This is a genomic window from Mesorhizobium sp. WSM1386, from assembly GCF_055901595.1.
Map to the genome: position 1 here is coordinate 5,620,689 of NZ_CM148373.1, position 15,277 is coordinate 5,635,965.

Annotated in this window: 18 protein-coding genes; 13 read left to right on the forward strand and 5 right to left on the reverse strand. The window is 62.0% G+C overall.

Annotated elements, in window-relative coordinates; genetic code table 11:
- Positions 1-11: 11 nt before the first annotated feature.
- Positions 12-389: a GFA family protein gene (locus AC0NIH_RS27645; protein WP_473466821.1), complete on the forward strand. Its 378-nt coding sequence runs from the start codon at positions 12-14 to the stop codon at positions 387-389.
- Between the two features lie 23 nt (positions 390-412).
- On the opposite strand, the gene AC0NIH_RS27650 is transcribed toward AC0NIH_RS27645, so the two are convergent.
- Positions 413-1,771 (reverse strand): NAD(P)-binding domain-containing protein, encoded by a 1,359-nt coding sequence (locus AC0NIH_RS27650; RefSeq protein ID WP_473466819.1) that lies wholly within the window; start codon positions 1,769-1,771, stop codon positions 413-415.
- 258 nt (positions 1,772-2,029) lie between these two features.
- On the opposite strand from AC0NIH_RS27650, the gene AC0NIH_RS27655 reads away from it, so the two are divergent.
- Positions 2,030-2,749 (forward strand): helix-turn-helix domain-containing protein, encoded by a 720-nt coding sequence (locus AC0NIH_RS27655; RefSeq protein WP_224687537.1) that lies wholly within the window; start codon positions 2,030-2,032, stop codon positions 2,747-2,749.
- 149 nt (positions 2,750-2,898) lie between these two features.
- Complete coding sequence (locus AC0NIH_RS27660) at positions 2,899-3,270, forward strand: endonuclease domain-containing protein (RefSeq protein WP_023764593.1); 372 nt, start codon at positions 2,899-2,901, stop codon at positions 3,268-3,270.
- A gap of 122 nt (positions 3,271-3,392) precedes the next feature.
- Here AC0NIH_RS27660 and AC0NIH_RS27665 read toward each other — a convergent pair whose 3' ends face one another.
- Genes AC0NIH_RS27665 through AC0NIH_RS27680 form a run of 4 tightly spaced genes read right to left on the reverse strand, consistent with a single transcriptional unit; the run spans position 3,393 to position 7,176 of the window.
- Entirely contained in the window at positions 3,393-4,433 is a 1,041-nt protein-coding gene (locus tag AC0NIH_RS27665; RefSeq protein ID WP_473466818.1) for a heme-dependent oxidative N-demethylase family protein, read from the reverse strand.
- Positions 4,434-4,442: 9 nt separating this feature from the next.
- Positions 4,443-5,408 (reverse strand): PDR/VanB family oxidoreductase, encoded by a 966-nt coding sequence (locus AC0NIH_RS27670; protein ID WP_224687535.1) that lies wholly within the window; start codon positions 5,406-5,408, stop codon positions 4,443-4,445.
- Positions 5,405-6,001 (reverse strand): dimethylamine monooxygenase subunit DmmA family protein, encoded by a 597-nt coding sequence (locus AC0NIH_RS27675; protein ID WP_473466816.1) that lies wholly within the window; start codon positions 5,999-6,001, stop codon positions 5,405-5,407. Before AC0NIH_RS27675 ends, AC0NIH_RS27670 begins: the two co-directional genes overlap by 4 nt.
- Positions 6,002-6,042: 41 nt before the next feature.
- On the reverse strand, positions 6,043-7,176 hold the full coding sequence (locus tag AC0NIH_RS27680; protein ID WP_023777958.1) for an aminomethyl transferase family protein: 1,134 nt from the start codon (positions 7,174-7,176) through the stop codon (positions 6,043-6,045).
- A gap of 285 nt (positions 7,177-7,461) precedes the next feature.
- Here AC0NIH_RS27680 and AC0NIH_RS27685 point away from each other — a divergent pair, with 285 nt between their 5' ends.
- The 10 genes from AC0NIH_RS27685 to glnT all read left to right on the forward strand — a co-directional run bounded on the left by AC0NIH_RS27685 (position 7,462) and on the right by glnT (position 15,237).
- A complete protein-coding gene (locus AC0NIH_RS27685; RefSeq protein WP_023777959.1) occupies positions 7,462-7,749 on the forward strand; it encodes a hypothetical protein in 288 nt (95 codons plus the stop codon).
- An 11-nt stretch (positions 7,750-7,760) separates the two neighbouring features.
- Positions 7,761-8,138 carry a hypothetical protein gene (locus tag AC0NIH_RS27690; protein ID WP_023764599.1) on the forward strand — a complete coding sequence of 126 codons (378 nt, stop codon included), beginning with the start codon at positions 7,761-7,763 and terminating at the stop codon, positions 8,136-8,138.
- A 33-nt stretch (positions 8,139-8,171) separates the two neighbouring features.
- The gene (locus AC0NIH_RS27695) at positions 8,172-8,333 is read left to right on the forward strand and encodes a hypothetical protein (RefSeq protein WP_023764600.1); all 162 of its coding nucleotides are present in this window, start codon (positions 8,172-8,174) and stop codon (positions 8,331-8,333) included.
- Between the two features lie 14 nt (positions 8,334-8,347).
- Positions 8,348-9,754: an APC family permease gene (locus tag AC0NIH_RS27700; protein ID WP_013896778.1), complete on the forward strand. Its 1,407-nt coding sequence runs from the start codon at positions 8,348-8,350 to the stop codon at positions 9,752-9,754.
- A gap of 45 nt (positions 9,755-9,799) precedes the next feature.
- A complete protein-coding gene (locus AC0NIH_RS27705; protein ID WP_473466813.1) occupies positions 9,800-10,489 on the forward strand; it encodes a hypothetical protein in 690 nt (229 codons plus the stop codon).
- Entirely contained in the window at positions 10,486-10,815 is a 330-nt protein-coding gene (locus tag AC0NIH_RS27710) for a hypothetical protein (protein WP_473466812.1), read from the forward strand. Before AC0NIH_RS27705 ends, AC0NIH_RS27710 begins: the two co-directional genes overlap by 4 nt.
- A gap of 85 nt (positions 10,816-10,900) precedes the next feature.
- Positions 10,901-11,797 carry a class II glutamine amidotransferase gene (locus AC0NIH_RS27715; RefSeq protein ID WP_287271275.1) on the forward strand — a complete coding sequence of 299 codons (897 nt, stop codon included), beginning with the start codon at positions 10,901-10,903 and terminating at the stop codon, positions 11,795-11,797.
- A 4-nt stretch (positions 11,798-11,801) separates the two neighbouring features.
- Positions 11,802-12,533: a GltB/FmdC/FwdC-like GXGXG domain-containing protein gene (locus AC0NIH_RS27720; protein ID WP_473466810.1), complete on the forward strand. Its 732-nt coding sequence runs from the start codon at positions 11,802-11,804 to the stop codon at positions 12,531-12,533.
- Between the two features lie 6 nt (positions 12,534-12,539).
- Positions 12,540-13,868 (forward strand): FMN-binding glutamate synthase family protein, encoded by a 1,329-nt coding sequence (locus tag AC0NIH_RS27725; protein WP_010914750.1) that lies wholly within the window; start codon positions 12,540-12,542, stop codon positions 13,866-13,868.
- 61 nt (positions 13,869-13,929) lie between these two features.
- Entirely contained in the window at positions 13,930-15,237 is a 1,308-nt protein-coding gene (gene glnT / locus AC0NIH_RS27730) for a type III glutamate--ammonia ligase (RefSeq protein WP_013896783.1), read from the forward strand.
- Positions 15,238-15,277 lie beyond the last annotated feature (40 nt).

Consider the following 15,277-nt stretch of genomic DNA (forward strand, 5'->3'; position numbering starts at 1 on the left):
GAGAGAAGAGAATGACCAGCAGGGTAGACAGCTGCACCTGCGGACAATCGCAGATACATTGCCCGCAAGAGCCGATCCTGGTGTCGCTTTGCCATTGCCTCGACTGTCAGCGGCGGACCGGCAGCCCGTTTGGCATCGCGGCCTTCTTCGACGCCGCCGCGACCGAGATCCGGGGCCAGTCTAAGACATTCCAACGCGATTCCGACAGCGGCTTCCCGATCAGCTTCCATTTCTGCGGAACGTGCGGGTCCACCGTGTTCTGGTATCCGTCACGAAAACCGGAGGCGGTCGCCGTGGCCGTCGGCTGCTTCGCCGATCCGTCCTTCCCGGCGCCGACAAAGTCAGTCTACGACAAGCGCCGCCACGGCTGGGTCGTGGTGCCGGACTGACACCAAAGCCCCCTCGTGGGCCACTACTCGGCCGCGACGCCTTTCACCTCGAGATAGCTCTCCATCGAATCGTCCAGCGCCTGCAGCCAAGGCGTATGGTGCAGCGGTGCCATGGTGCCGGTCATCAGCGAGCGGTAGGCATGGTCGCGGAAGCCCATGATGTTCTCCGCCTTGTGGTGCTCCCATTCCATGAAGGTCTGGTTGACCGCCTCGACGTCGAAGCCCGGATAATCGGTCTGGTCCATCAGCTCCTTGGTGTAGTCGCCCTGGAACCAGATCATCTGCTCGGCGTCTTCGAGCGTCTCCTCTCGCGCCCGCCATTTGGCGCCGTGCTCGGCCATCGCCTCGGCCGACGGCAGCTTGATACGGCCCATGATGACGTCGCGGGCGAACCAGGCCTGCGCGTCGAACATGTTGAAGGTGTAGAACTGGTCCTGCATGCCGATGTAGGAGAGTTGCGGGTTCTTCTCCCAGACGACGCCTTCATAGAGGTCGAGCGGCCACATGCGGTTGGCGGTCTTGAGCTTCAGATCGTCGGTCAGGAACGGGAAGGAATGCAGGTAGCCGGTGCAAAGAATGATGGCGTCGACATCCTTGGTCGAGCCGTCCTTGAAATGTGCGGTCTTGCCGACGACCTTCTGTAAGAGCGGCACCTCCTTCCAGTTCTCCGGCCATTTGAAGCCCATCGGCTTGGAGCGGTAGCTGGAGGTGATCGATTTGGCGCCATATTTGTAGCATTGCGAACCGATGTCCTCGGCCGAATAGGAGCGGCCGATGATCAGGATGTCCTTGCCCTTGAATTCCATGGCGTCGCGGAAGTCGTGGCTATGCAGGATGCGGCCGTTGAAGGTCGAGAAGCCTTCGAAATACGGCACGTTGGGCACCGAGAAATGCCCGGAGGCGACGACGACATTGTCGAACTCTTCCGAATAGGTGACGTCGTTGGTGCGGTCATGCGCGGTGACGGTGAATTTCTTCGTCTCTTCCGAAAAAGTCACCATGCGCACCGGGCTGTTGAAGCGCACCCATTTGCGCAGGCCCGACTTCTCGACGCGGCCTTTGATGTAGTCCCACAGCACTGCACGCGGCGGGTAGGAGCCGATCGGCCGGCCGAAATGCTCCTCGAAAGTGTAGTCGGCGAACTCCAGGCACTCCTTCGGTCCGTTCGACCAGAGATAGCGGTACATCGAGCCGTGCACCGGGTCGCCATGCTCGTCGAGGCCGGTGCGCCAGGTGTAGTTCCACAGGCCGCCCCAGTCGGACTGCTTTTCGAAGCAAACGATTTCGGGAATTTCGGCGCCCTTGTCTTCGGCCGATTTGAAGGCCCTGAGCTGGGCCAGACCGGACGGGCCGGCTCCGATGACGGCAACGCGAGTGTTCATTCCGGGCCTCCTCTTCTTGATTTCCCCAGCGAAACAAATTTCACTGACAGGACAGTAATTGGCCCTTCGGTGCTGTCAACAGACATCTGCGGGAACTGCATTTGCGCACAATGAATTCTTGGCGAAAAACCTGCGGCGGCCGCGATCGCCGGACTGACGCGTGCGACATAAGATGGCTTGCCGTCCTGGTTGCGCTCCTGTATCGGCACCTGACATGTTCACCTTGAGTGAAATAAATCTTCTGGTTCGGGGGGCGAGATGGCGAAGACAATTTCCGATTCCAAGGCCGGTCCAGGACCCGCAAAGGCAAAACCGTCGCCCAAGGTTTCGGCGGACGGCAAGACCATCCGGGCGCCGCTGACGCAGAATCCGCATGCCATTCGCGACACCCGCGAGAAAGTGCTTGAGGTGGCGATCGGCCGCGAGGTGCGGGCGTTCCGCAAGAAGCTCGGCATCACGGTTGCCGATCTGGCGGTCGCCACCGACATTTCGCTCGGCATGCTGTCGAAGATCGAGAACGGCATCACCTCGCCGTCGCTGACCACCTTGCAGGCGCTGTCACGCGCGCTCGGCGTTCCGGTGACAGCCTTCTTCCGCCGCTTCGAGGAGGAGCGCAGTGCGGTCTTCGTCAAGGCCGGCCAGGGATTGGACGTCGAGCGCCGCGGCACCCGCGCCGGCCACCAGTACAATCTGCTCGGCCATATCGGCTCGAACACCAGCGGCGTCGTCGTCGAGCCCTATCTGATCACGCTGACCGAGGATTCCGATGTGTTCCCGACCTTCCAGCACGAGGGCATGGAGTTCCTCTACATGCTGGAGGGCGAGGTCGTTTACCGCCATGGCAGCAACCTCTACCCGATGAAGCCCGGCGACAGCCTGTTCTTCGATGCCGACGCGCCGCATGGGCCGGAGCAGCTGACGAAGCTGCCGATGCGGTATTTGTCGATTATTTGTTATCCACAGAACAGCGCGGGTTGAGCGGAGCTCGATCTTCCCATGGTCCCGGGAGGATCGGCGGCTCGCGACGGTCTCTTTTGCAGCATTGGCGGTTGGCGAATGCCGAAGTGGCATTCGATCTCCCCCCTTGAGGGGGAGATGTCCGGCAGGACAGAGGGGGGCGAACCGCGATGACGCATAATCTGGTGTCCGCCAACAATCGCCGCAATGCACGCAGGATGCGCAAGGTGATGACCGATGCCGAACTCAAGCTTTGGAATGCGATCAGGGCACACAGGCTGATGGGACTGGGGTTTCGGCGCCAGATGCCTATCGCTGGCCATATCGCCGATTTTGCATGCCCGGATAAAAAGCTGATCATCGAGCTTGATGGGTCCCAGCATGGCCAGGCGGAAACGTCGGAATCGGACGCTGCAAGAACCGCCAAGTTTGAAGCGCTTGGCTGGACGGTCCTGCGCTTCTGGAACGACGATGTCATTCGCGATATCGACAATGTCTGCCAGCACGTCGTGATTGTGGCTGGGCTAAGCGACGCGTCGTGAGCATCGCGGAAGCGGGACATTGGGCAGGGCCGGCGCTCTACGGCGCCCCCCTCTGCCCTGCCGGGCATCTCCCCCTCTTGGGGGGAGATTGGCTGCTTTGGGGCAGCGCCGACATCAGTAATTCATTCCGGGCCAAACCCCGCGCTCGTCGGGCTGCCATCATCAAGCTTCGACAGCCACTCCACCAGTGTCGGCCTATACCGCGTCAGGCCTTTGTAGTTGGCCAGCTCATCGGGCAGGTCGCGGATGACGCGGTGCAGGCGGCGTGCCCATTTCGGCTGCGTCACCAGTTCGTCCATCTTGATCAGATAGCAGCGGATCGGGAAGACGATGCCGTTCGAGCGTGGCAGCCGCCAGAAGCTCTGCAGTTCGACGCGCAGATGCACCTTGTCGCCGACATTCTCCGGCGTCACCGTCGCCCGGTCCGGACCCCATTTGTGGTAGTTCTCCGGGCTGGTGTCGAGGCGCGGATTGATGGTCATCGTCCAGTTCAGCCGCCTTGCCGGCTTGCCTTGCTGGATGTTGGTGAGAAACTTCAGCGCCCTGACGAAAATCCCCTTCTCGTGTGCCAGCGGCACCGGCGCGTGCCACTCGAAGAAATTCATGCCGATGTCGAAGTCGAGCGACCAGTCGGCCTGGGTGGTGACCATGCCGGCATCCATCCACAGATTGCCGTCGCGCTGGTCGAGGATGCAGAAATCGCCCTGGCTCTGGCGGGTGATGTATTCCATCGGCCCGTAAGGCAAGGTCGAGGTGTCGCCGAAGGTGAAGGTGTCGTCGATACCGAGCGGCCGGTTGATCCAACGCCAGCGGTCGCCATCGCGGGTCAGCGTGAAATGTTCGGGATAGCCCAGCGCCTGCTGCTCCATCAGGAGTTCCAGCAGGTCCCAGCCGGCGAGCGTCATGTGCGGCAGCGATTGGCAGCGCAGCGGATCCTCGGCCAGCACCAGCGCACGGTCCTGCATCTCGGCGACATAGTGCTCGTCGACGTCGATCAGGTTCTCCAGCACACTGCCCTTCGGACCCACGACATGCGGCTCGATGTTGACTGCGTACATGTAGCTGTCTTCGTGGAACGGAAACGGGAACCGCCTGATGTGCTCAGGGCTGTTCTTGAAGGTAAAGTCGCCGCGGAAGGTTTCCTTGCGAAAGGTGATGCCCATCTTCGCCTCCTATCTTTCCAAGACCAGCGACCGGCCCTCGAAGCGAGACACGCACGGCATGATCTTGCAGCCGGAGCGGTGGTCTTCCTCGCTCAGCCAGTGGTCGTTGTGGATGAACTTGCCATCGGATGAGATGACATTGGTTTCGCATTGGCCGCAGACACCACCGCGGCAGAGATAGGGCGGATCGACACCGGCCGCCTCGATCGCCTCGAGCAGGCTCTGCTGTTCGCCGACCCGGATCGCCTTGCCGCTGACGGCCAGCGTCACGTCGAAAGGCAGCCCGGGCTGTGGTGCAGCGAAATGCTCGAAATGCACGGTTTCCGACGGCCAGCCCAGGCTTGCCGCGCGGTCGCGCACCCAGTTTATCATGCCGGCCGGGCCACAGACGTAGAGATGCGTACCGAGCGGCTGCGAGGACAAGAGCCGGTCGAGATCGATGCGCTCCTCGCGGTCGTCATGATAGAGCTGGACCCTGCGACCGTAGCGCTGCCGCAGGACATCGGCATAGGTGCCGAGCGAGGCCGTGCGGCAGGTGTAGTGCAGCTCGAAATTGCCGCCCTCTCCCGCCAGTTGCGCGGTCTGCGCCATGAAGGGCGTGATGCCGATGCCGCCGGCCAGCATCAGATGTTTCTTCGCCCTGAGGTCGAGCGAGAACAAGTTGACGGGATAGCTGATCACCATCTCCAGGCCGGGCCTGACATTGCGATGCATGAACAGCGAGCCGCCACGGCCGACATCATCGCGGCGCACGGAGATCGTGTATTCGCTGGTGTCGAGCGGCGAGCCCATCAGCGAATAGGGATTGAGCCTTGTGCGCTCGCCATCGCGCATCTCGACCACGACATGGGCGCCGCCGGAGAAGGTCGGCAGCAATTCACCGTCGCGCCGGCGGAAATGAAAACGAGTGACGAGGTCGTTGACCGGGACGACATCGCTGACGACGACATCGAGCTTGGTGGTGCCGGTGCTCATGGGAAGGCCTCCTCGATCGGAGGAATTTCACTGCGGTCCTCGGCATTGATGCAGACGCCCTGGAAGGCGGCGAGGCGCCGGGAATAATGATCGCGCACCAGAAGCAGCAGGCCGCAATGCGCGCAGGTCGCCGGCTGCGTCGTCACATTCTCGGTGATGCCCTTGCAATGGACGCACTGCATGCGCCGTGCCAGCGAACCGCGATGTTCTGTTTGCATCGAGGTGTGGTCGATGCCGGCTTCCAGCGCCACCTGCATCGCCTGGCCGATCAGGCCTTCGGTGCCGGCGAGGTAGAGGCGCAGGCCCATATGGGCGTTGGCCAAGGTATGCCTGAGCCTCGGCAGCAGGCTGGCGAAGGACGGCGCCTGGTGAAACTGCGCCGGCTTCAGCGCTTCGAGGACGGCGACATGCTTGCCATCGGGACCGGGGATGAAGACGATCTCGGCATCGTCGAAAAACCCGGCCGGGGCTTTCTCAGCCATGTCTGAAATAGCGAGCGCACCTTCGGCATCGGCGATGAAAAGATGGTGTTTGCCGGGCTGCGGAGAAAGCGTTCCGTAGACCGGCCGGCTGATGATGCTTTTGGCTGCCATTTACGTCTTCGTGCCTCGAACCCCTCGCTGTTGATTGTGCCTCAGCCTTTCGCCGTGCGCTTGGTTTTCTTGGGATCATCGAACGGCAATGGCTGCGCCGTCGCCTTGATCGATCCGCTCTTGTTGCGGATCTCGAGCCTGGTGTCCTTGACGGCGCAGTCGACGTCGAGGCGGGCGATGCCCATCGATTTCTCGACCAGCGGCGAATACATGGCGCAGGTCACCACGCCGACCTTTTTGCCGTCGCGGTAGACCGGCGCGCCCTCGTCCGCCGGCTCCTTGCCGTCGAGCAGCACGCCATAAATCTTGAAGCGCTCCTTGCCCTTCAGGCGATAGTGCTCCTCGGCGCCGCGGAAACCAGTCTTGCCAGGGCTGACGGTGAAGTCGAGGCCGAGTTCCCACAGCGTGTCGCCGGGACCTTCGTTCTCGAACGGGTATTTTTGCGAATTGTCGTAGGGGTAGAAGAGCAGATAACTTTCCACCCGCAGCATATCGAGCGTGGTGAAGCGGCAGGGAATGATGCCGGCGCTCTTGCCCTCCTCGAGGATTCTGTCCCAGATCGTGCCCGCATCCTGTCCACGGCAGAAGATCTCGTAGCCGCGCTCGCCGGTGTAGCCGGTGCGCGAAATCATCACCGGAAAGCCGAACAGCTGCGTCTGCATGTGATGGAAGTAGTTGAGATCGCGGATGCCCGGAACATGCTTGGCGAGATAGTCGACCGCGGCCGGCCCCTGCAGCGACAGATCATGCAGATTGTCGTCGAAGCGCAGCGACACATCCCTGCCCATCGCCGCGCGCTGCAATTCCTCATGGCCGGTGCCCGAGCCGTGCACCACCATCCAGGCGTTCGGTCCGGTGCGGTAGAGGATGCAGTCGTCGGTGAATTTCCCCGCCTCGTTCAGCATGCAGGCATAGGCCGATTTGCCGGGATAGATCTTTTCGACATCGCGCGTGGTGGCAAGATCGATGAGATGCGAGGCGTGCGGCCCGGTGATGTGGACCTTCTTGAGGCCCGACACATCCATCAGCCCGGCCTTGGTGCGGATGGCGATGTATTCCTCGTCGGCGTCCTTGTCGTAGGTCCAGGCGGTCCCCATGCCGCTCCAGTCTTCGAGCTTCGAACCCAGCGCGCGATGGCGATCCGCCAGGGTCGAAAATCTCCAGGATGCCGTCATCCGCTCGTCCTCCGTTCAAAAATCCATTGTTCCCTGCTCCTTGGCGCGGAGGCCGGAGCTTTGGGTTGAATATTGACCGCAAACGCGAGAGAGCCGCAATCCCCTGAATGCAAATAATTTCATTGTCAGGCAAAATCGATCGCCTCAACCAAACGGTTAACTCTGCGTAAATTCGTCTTGACAATTGCGGAAATCGGTCTGAATTTATGAAAAAAATTTCACTCTCTTGAAAGAGAGCGGCGCGCGGAGGATTCAAGACCGTTCGCCGGAAAAAGGGGAAAACCGATGTCAGACTTGCAGCAGCGCATCGAGGCGCTGTATCGTTCCGACTTGCGCGGCTCCGCGCTGCTGATCATCTGCCTGTGGGCGACGATCCTCTTCGTCCTCTTCATGACATGGCCATACATTCCGCATGGCGGCATCAAGGCCGTCGTCGCGATTGCCGCCGCCGCCGTGCTGATCTTCAACACGGCCGCCATCCTGGCGATGGTCAAACACTACAAGGAAGACAAGGAATTCATCTACGGGCTCGACATCAAGAACGCCGACGCGGCCCGCAACAGCAACTCCTGAGGATCAAGAACATGCCGCGCTACACGCCGCCGGAGCAGAGCAAGGCCGGGCAAGTCTTCGATATCGCCGTCGTTGTGGTCGCCATCTTCGTGGCCCTGTGGCTGCCGCTGAAGCTCGGCCTTGCCGGTGCCGCGAAATCCATCGACGCGCTCGACGCCAAGACATGGGAAGCGCTCGGCCAGAATCCGACCATGGCGTCGATCTGGGAAAAGCTCGGCTATACGCCGGAGACGGCGCACGACATCATCCAGAACCGCTTCCACTACATCATCGACTGGCCGACGCTGATCGTCATGGCGGCGGTCCTGATCGGCTATTTCGTGTTCTTGTTCCGGGCATCCGACCGTGAATATCGCGATGTCATCAACGAGAAGTTCGAAGACAAATAAAAGTTTCGACGACGCGCAATCGGGGGCAAGATCATGTGGGTGGCACTCTCTTACGCATGCTGGGGCATCTCGATCGTGCTCGCGCTGTGGATGCTTTACGACTGGTTCAAGGTCGATACGACCTACTCCGAGGACGTTCTGACCTCGTCGCGCGAAGGCGAGCTTGAAGCCGCCTCCGAAAAACACCGGATCTGAGTGGGGATTGATCGATGACCGCCGCGGTTGAGAATACCATCACCACCACCATTCACGGCGACCGGGTATCGCTGCTGAGGGTACTCGGCCCGGCCCATGTCTGGGCGCTCGGGGTCGGCATCGTCCTGGTCGGCGAGTTCACCGGCTGGAACTTCTCGGCCGACAAGGGCGGCGCGCTGGCAGCCCTGATCGTCTGCTGGGTGGTCGGGCTGCTCTACACCTCGGTCGCCATGATCGATTCCGAGGTGACGTCGACAGTCGCCGCCGCCGGCGGCCAGTACGCGCAGGCCAAGCACATCGTGGGACCGCTGATGGCCTTCAACGTCGCGCTGTTCCTGGTCTTTGCCTATACGATGCTGGAAGTGTCCGATGCCATCCTGCTCGGCGACACCATCGTCGCCAAGGCCGGCGTCGAAGGGCTCACCCACAATTCCTTCATCGCCGCCACCATCGTGGTGCTGGCATGGCTCAACTACCGCGGCGTGCTGATGACGCTCAACGTCAATTTCGTCATCACGGCGATCGCCTATATCTCGATCGTCATCCTGTTCTTCTCGGTCAGCCCGTGGACGCAAGGGGCCGTGCTGAAGCTCAACGAACTGGTCACGCCCGGCAATGCGCTGCCCTATGGCTGGATCGGCGTCATCGCCGCCTTCCAGTTCGGCATCTGGTATTATCTCGGCATCGAGGGCACCACGCAGGCCGCCGAGGAAGTGCGCTCGCCGGCCCGCTCGCTGCCCTACGGAACCATGGCCGGCATGATCACGCTTCTGATCGCGGCCGCCATGACCTGGTATGTCTGCGCCTCGCTGATGCCCTGGGAGTATCTCGGCATCACCTATTACCCGCTGTGGGACGCGGGCAAGCTGACCGGCAGCCCGCTGCTGGAAAACCTGTTGTTCGTCGCCACGCTGCTGGCGGCACTGGCATCGGCCAATGGGTGCATCAATGATGCTGCCCGCGCCTGGTTTTCGCTTGGGCGCGACCGCTATCTGCCGAGCTGGTTCTCGGCCGTGCATCCGAAATACCGCACACCCTACCGTTCGATCCTGTTCCTGCTGCCGATCGCGCTGGCCTTCGCCTTCATCGCCGACCTCAACCAGGCGATCACCTTCTCGATCCTGTCGGGCGTGCTGCAATACACTTTCATGAGCATCAACATCATGATGTTCCGCAAGAAGTGGCCGCTGGGTTCGATCCGCCGCGGTTACACCCACCCCTTCCATCCGCTGCCGGCGATCGTGCTGTTCTGCCTGTGCGTGGTGACCTTCTTCGCCATCTTCCTCGGCTTCGGCTCGCAGCTGATCGCCATGGTCGCCTTCTACTTCCTGATCTCGCTGTGGTTCCATTTCTACCGCTACAAATTCGTGCGGCGCGGCGAACAGTTCACCATGCCGTGGCCAAAACCGCAGGGCTATTGATGGGAGACGGTCCGTCCGGATCCCGGGCGGACCTGGCATGACAACATGTCCGAGGTGACGTCAGCACTGCTCGCCGGGGTAATTGTCCTGGCTCTCGTCCTTCACCTTGCGTGGCTGGCGCGCCGCAGCCGCAAGAGAGATTTAGCGGCGCTCGCCGGCGAAGAGGCCCGCGTTCGCGCCGTCATTGCCGACGCGGCCAATGTCTCGGACGGCACCGTCGGCGTCATCACGTGGGAAGGCTCGTGGAACGGCCAGCGCGTTCAGTTGCGCACCATTGTCGATACGCTGGCGACAAGAAAGCTGCCGGCGCGCTGGCTCAGCGTCTCGCTCATCGAACAGGTCGCGGTTCCAGCCATTTTCGACATGATGATGCGGCCGGGCTCGCCGACGACGTTCTCCAATTTCGATCACCTCGAGCATACGCTGCCCAAGGCTCCTGGATTTCCGGCCGAGGCAATCCTGCGCACCGACAAGAGAGGCGCACGGTTTCCGCAGAGCCTCATCGCCAGCCATATCGAGATCTTCACTGAAGGACGCGCCAAGGAATTGCTGATCACGCCGAACGGGGTGCGCATCGTCTGGCTGCTGGCCGAGGCAGAGCGCGCCCGTTACGGTGTTTTCCGGCAAGCCGAATTTGGCGGCGCGTTACTCGATCCGGCGCTGATCGGAAGGCTGCTGGTGTCGATGTCGGCGCTTCGCGATGCCATCAACAGACATGAACGGCAGGCCGCATGACCGACTCCGCCACGATATCCGCCCCGACCAATCCCTATCTTGTCCTCGGCGCCGCAATCCTGTTGCCGGCAAGTGGCCATGTCATTCTCGGCGTGCCGGTGCGTGGCCTGCAGTTTCTCTTCTTCATGGTGATCCTGGCGTGGGTGACCGCCAAGATCGCGCCAGCCGACGCCAGCTTCATCGGTCGCCATGCCGGCGGCGTCCTGATCTACGCGCTGTCCATCCTCGACGCTTACAAACTCGCCCGGGTCCGCCATGCGCTTTGGGTCCACAAGACCCACGACAGAGGCGATGACCCACAAGGCGGCATTGCGCCGCATATGTAACTAGAGGAAAATTTTTTTCATACGATTGAATTTAGGACATTCATTCGATACATCATTTCGGAGCCACAAACGTCGGGAGGCTGACATGTGCGGAATCGTCGGACTTTTCTTGAAGGACAAGGCGCTGGAGCCGAAGCTCGGCGCCATGCTGTCGGAAATGCTGGTCTCGCTCAGCGATCGCGGCCCCGACAGCGCAGGCATTGCAATCTATGGCGCGCCGTCAGGCAACGAGGCCAAGATCACCATCCAGTCGGCGAAGCCGGAACATGATTTCCGCGGCCTTGAAGCCGACCTTGCCAAGGCTATCGGCGCGCCTGTGAAGATCGCCGTGAAATCGACTCACGCCGTCGTCAGGACCGAGCCCGCCAAGATCGACCAAGCACGCGAGGCCATCCAGGCCCTGCGTCCCGATATTCGCATCATGGGCGCCGGCGACGTCGTCGAGATCTACAAGGAAGTCGGCCTGCCGGAAGCGGTCGTCGACCGCTTCGACGTCCGCACGATGACCGGCACGCATGGCATCGGCCACACCCGCATGGCGACGGAATCGGCGGTGACGACGATGGGCGCGCACCCATTCTCGACCGGCGCCGACCAGTGCCTGGTGCACAATGGCTCGCTGTCCAACCACAACAATGTCCGCCGCGAGCTGATCCGCGAAGGCATGAAATTCGAGACCGAGAACGATACCGAGGTGGCAGCCGCCTATCTCTCATCGCAGATGGCGCATGGCAAGAACCTCGGCGAGGCGCTGGAGGGCACGCTCTCCGACCTCGACGGCTTCTTCACCTTCGTCGTCGGCACCAAGAACGGCTTTGGCGTGGTGCGCGATCCGATCGCCTGCAAGCCCGCCGTGATGGCCGAGACCGACCAGTATGTCGCCTTCGGCTCGGAATACCGCGCGCTGACCAAACTGCCCGGCATAGACAATGCGAGGGTCTGGGAACCGGAACCCGCAACCGTCTATTTCTGGGAGCATTGAATTCATGCCGGCAATTAACCTTTCAAAGACGGCGGCGAGCGACCACGCCTCTCGGGTGTTCGATCTCGACCAGATGTCACTGCGCGAGCTCAACCAGGCGCTGCACAATCTGGCTCCCGGCTCCAACGAGACCGCTTGGGAAGTGTTGAACCCTAAAGGCAGCCATTCGGTCGCCGTCGGCGTTGATCAGCCGGTCACCATCGATGTGCGCGGCAGCGTCGGCTACTATTGCGGCGGTATGAACTCCGGCAGCGCCATCACCGTGCATGGTTCGGCCGGCCCCGGCGTCGGCGAGAACATGATGTCGGGCTCGATCACCATCAAGGGAGATGCCAGCCAGTATGCCGGCGCCACCGGCAAGGGTGGCATGCTGGTCATCGAGGGCAACGCTTCGTCGCGCTGCGGCATCTCGATGAAGGGCATCGACATCGTCGTGCATGGCAATATCGGCCACATGTCGGCCTTCATGGCACAATCCGGCAATCTGGTGGTGCTGGGCGATGCCGGCGACGCCCTGGGCGATTCCATCTACGAGGCGCGCCTGTTCGTGCGCGGCAAGGTCGGCAGCCTGGGTGCCGACTGCATCGCCAAGGAGATGCGGCCCGAACATCTGCAATTGCTGCAGGGGCTGCTCGACCGCGCCGGCATCACCGGCGTCAAGCCGTCTGAGTTCAAGCGCTATGGCTCGGCGCGCACCCTCTACAATTTCAATATCGACAACGCCGACGCGTATTGAGGCAGCATGACCTATCGCAACCCGCCGACGACGCCGCGCAAATCCGCGACCTTCGACGACTACACGCTTTCCGAAATCCGCCGCGCCGCGGCGACGGGCATCTATGACATCCGGGGCGCCGGCGCCAAGCGCAAGCTGCCGCATTTCGACGACCTCCTGTTCCTGGGTGCCTCGATCTCGCGCTATCCGCTCGAAGGCTATCGCGAGCGCTGCGACACCAGCGTGGTGCTGGGTTCGCGTCATGCCAAGAAGCCGATCGAGCTGAAAATCCCGATCACCATCGCCGGCATGAGCTTCGGTTCGCTGTCCGGTCCGGCCAAGGAAGCGCTTGGGCGCGGCGCGACGCTGTCCGGCACGTCGACCACCACAGGCGACGGCGGCATGACCGAGGAGGAACGCGGCCATTCCAAGCAGCTGGTCTATCAATATCTGCCGTCGCGTTACGGCATGAACCTGCGTGACCTGCGCCGCGCCGACGCTATCGAAGTCGTCGTCGGCCAGGGCGCCAAGCCGGGCGGTGGCGGCATGCTGCTTGGCCAGAAGATTTCCGATCGCGTCGCCGAGATGCGCACGCTGCCGAAAGGCATCGACCAGCGCTCGGCCTCGCGTCACCCCGACTGGACCGGCCCCGACGATCTCGAGATCAAGATCCTCGAATTGCGCGAAATCACCGACTGGGAAAAACCGATCTACGTCAAGGTCGGCGGCGCCCGGCCCTATTACGATACAGCGCTTGCGGTGAAGGCCGGCGCCGATGTCGTCGTGGTCGACGGCATGCAGGGCGGCACCGCGGCAACCCAGGAAGTGTTCATCGAAAATGTCGGCCAGCCGACGCTTGCCTGCATCAGGCCGGCGGTACAGGCGCTGCAGGATCTCGGCATGCACCGCAAGGTGCAGCTGATCGTCTCGGGCGGCATCCGCAACGGCGCCGATGTCGCCAAGGCGCTCGCATTGGGCGTCGATGCGGTCTCGATCGGCACGGCAGCGCTTGTCGCGCTCGGCGACAATGATCCGCGCTGGGAGGCGGAGTACAACGAACTCGGCACGACGGCCGGCGCCTATGACGACTGGCATGAGGGTCGCGACCCGGCCGGCATCACCACGCAGGACCCGGAACTGATGAAGCGGGTCGATCCGGTGGCCGCCGGCCGTCGGCTGGCGAACTACCTCAAGGTGATGACGCTCGAGGCTCAGACCATCGCCCGCGCCTGCGGCAAGAACAGCCTGCACAATCTCGAACCCGAGGACCTCGTCGCTCTGACGATCGAGGCAGCCGCCATGGCCGGCGTGCCGCTGGCCGGCACCAACTGGATACCGGGGAAGAACGGCTTCTAATCAACGAAGGGCCGAAGGCCCTATGCTCTAGGGCCAACAACCGACAAAATGGGGAACTTCCGTGACAGCTGATCTTGCAGAATTCGCAAGGGCGAAAAACGTCAAATATTTCATGATTTCCTACACTGACCTGTTCAGTGGGCAGCGCGCCAAGCTGGTGCCGGCGCAGGCAATCGCCGACATGCAGAAGGATGGCGCCGGCTTTGCCGGGTTCGCCACCTGGCTCGACCTGACGCCAGCGCATCCCGACATGCTGGCGGTTCCCGATCCCGCCTCGGTGATCCAGCTGCCGTGGAAGCCCGAAGTCGCCTGGGTCGCCGCCAACTGCATCATGGACGACAAGCAGGTCGACCAGGCGCCGCGCAACACGCTGAAGCGATTGATCGCCGAGGCCGCCAGCGACGGCATGCATGTGAAGACCGGCGTCGAGGCCGAGTTCTTCCTGATCTCGCCCGACGGTAAAACGATTTCCGACGAATACGATACCGCGTCAAAACCCTGCTACGACCAGCAAGCGGTGATGCGGCGCTATGATGTCATTGCCGAGATCTGCGATCACATGCTGGCGCTCGGCTGGGGCGCCTATCAGAACGATCACGAGGATGCCAACGGCCAGTTCGAGATGAATTGGGCCTTCGACGATGCGCTGGCGACCGCCGACAAGCACTCCTTCTTCAAGTTCATGGTCAAGTCGATCGCGGAAAAGCACGGCCTGCGCGCGACCTTCATGCCAAAGCCCTTCCAGGGGCTGACCGGCAATGGCTGCCATGCACATATCTCGGTGTGGGACGAGACCGGCAAGACCAATGTGTTCGCCGATAACTCGATGGAACTCGGCCTGTCGGCCAAGGGCAAAAACTTCCTCGGCGGCATCATGAAGCACGCCTCGGCGCTTGCCGCGATCACCAATCCGACGGTCAATTCCTACAAGCGCATCAACGCGCCGCGCACCATCTCGGGCGCGACCTGGGCGCCGAACACGGTGACCTGGACCGGCAACAACCGCACCCACATGGTGCGCGTGCCGGGACCCGGCCGCTTCGAACTGCGCCTGCCCGACGGCGCGGCCAACCCCTATTTGCTGCAAGCCGTCATCATCGCCGCCGGTCTCGACGGCATCCGCTCCAAGGCCGATCCGGGCAAGCGCTACGACATCGACATGTACCAGCTCGGCCATACCGTCACGGACGCACCGAAGCTGCCGCTCAACCTGCTCGACGCGCTGCGCGAGTTCGACAACGACAAATCGCTCAAGGCGGCGCTGGGTGAGGAATTTTCGTCGGCATACCTAAAGCTGAAGCATCAGGAATGGAATTCCTATGCTTCGCACTTCACGCAATGGGAGCGCGACCACACGCTGGACATCTAGAAGCATCGGACCGAAAAGTGTGAAGCGGTTTTCGGGTAAA

Bases quoted from the DNA above. Each gene is read 5' to 3' on its own strand.
- AC0NIH_RS27710 (WP_473466812.1), top strand. From the start codon at position 10,486: ATGACCGACTCCGCCACGATATCCGCCCCGACCAATCCCTATCTTGTC.
- AC0NIH_RS27645 (WP_473466821.1), top strand. From the start codon at position 12: ATGACCAGCAGGGTAGACAGCTGCACCTGCGGACAATCGCAGATACAT.
- AC0NIH_RS27695 (WP_023764600.1), top strand. From the start codon at position 8,172: ATGTGGGTGGCACTCTCTTACGCATGCTGGGGCATCTCGATCGTGCTC.
- AC0NIH_RS27720 (WP_473466810.1), top strand. From the start codon at position 11,802: ATGCCGGCAATTAACCTTTCAAAGACGGCGGCGAGCGACCACGCCTCT.
- AC0NIH_RS27655 (WP_224687537.1), top strand. From the start codon at position 2,030: ATGGCGAAGACAATTTCCGATTCCAAGGCCGGTCCAGGACCCGCAAAG.
- AC0NIH_RS27680 (WP_023777958.1), bottom strand. From the start codon at position 7,176: ATGACGGCATCCTGGAGATTTTCGACCCTGGCGGATCGCCATCGCGCG.
- AC0NIH_RS27675 (WP_473466816.1), bottom strand. From the start codon at position 6,001: ATGGCAGCCAAAAGCATCATCAGCCGGCCGGTCTACGGAACGCTTTCT.
- AC0NIH_RS27685 (WP_023777959.1), top strand. From the start codon at position 7,462: ATGTCAGACTTGCAGCAGCGCATCGAGGCGCTGTATCGTTCCGACTTG.
- AC0NIH_RS27650 (WP_473466819.1), bottom strand. From the start codon at position 1,771: ATGAACACTCGCGTTGCCGTCATCGGAGCCGGCCCGTCCGGTCTGGCC.
- AC0NIH_RS27725 (WP_010914750.1), top strand. From the start codon at position 12,540: ATGACCTATCGCAACCCGCCGACGACGCCGCGCAAATCCGCGACCTTC.
- AC0NIH_RS27670 (WP_224687535.1), bottom strand. From the start codon at position 5,408: ATGAGCACCGGCACCACCAAGCTCGATGTCGTCGTCAGCGATGTCGTC.
- AC0NIH_RS27705 (WP_473466813.1), top strand. From the start codon at position 9,800: ATGTCCGAGGTGACGTCAGCACTGCTCGCCGGGGTAATTGTCCTGGCT.
- AC0NIH_RS27690 (WP_023764599.1), top strand. From the start codon at position 7,761: ATGCCGCGCTACACGCCGCCGGAGCAGAGCAAGGCCGGGCAAGTCTTC.
- AC0NIH_RS27660 (WP_023764593.1), top strand. From the start codon at position 2,899: ATGACGCATAATCTGGTGTCCGCCAACAATCGCCGCAATGCACGCAGG.
- AC0NIH_RS27665 (WP_473466818.1), bottom strand. From the start codon at position 4,433: ATGGGCATCACCTTTCGCAAGGAAACCTTCCGCGGCGACTTTACCTTC.
- AC0NIH_RS27700 (WP_013896778.1), top strand. From the start codon at position 8,348: ATGACCGCCGCGGTTGAGAATACCATCACCACCACCATTCACGGCGAC.
- AC0NIH_RS27715 (WP_287271275.1), top strand. From the start codon at position 10,901: ATGTGCGGAATCGTCGGACTTTTCTTGAAGGACAAGGCGCTGGAGCCG.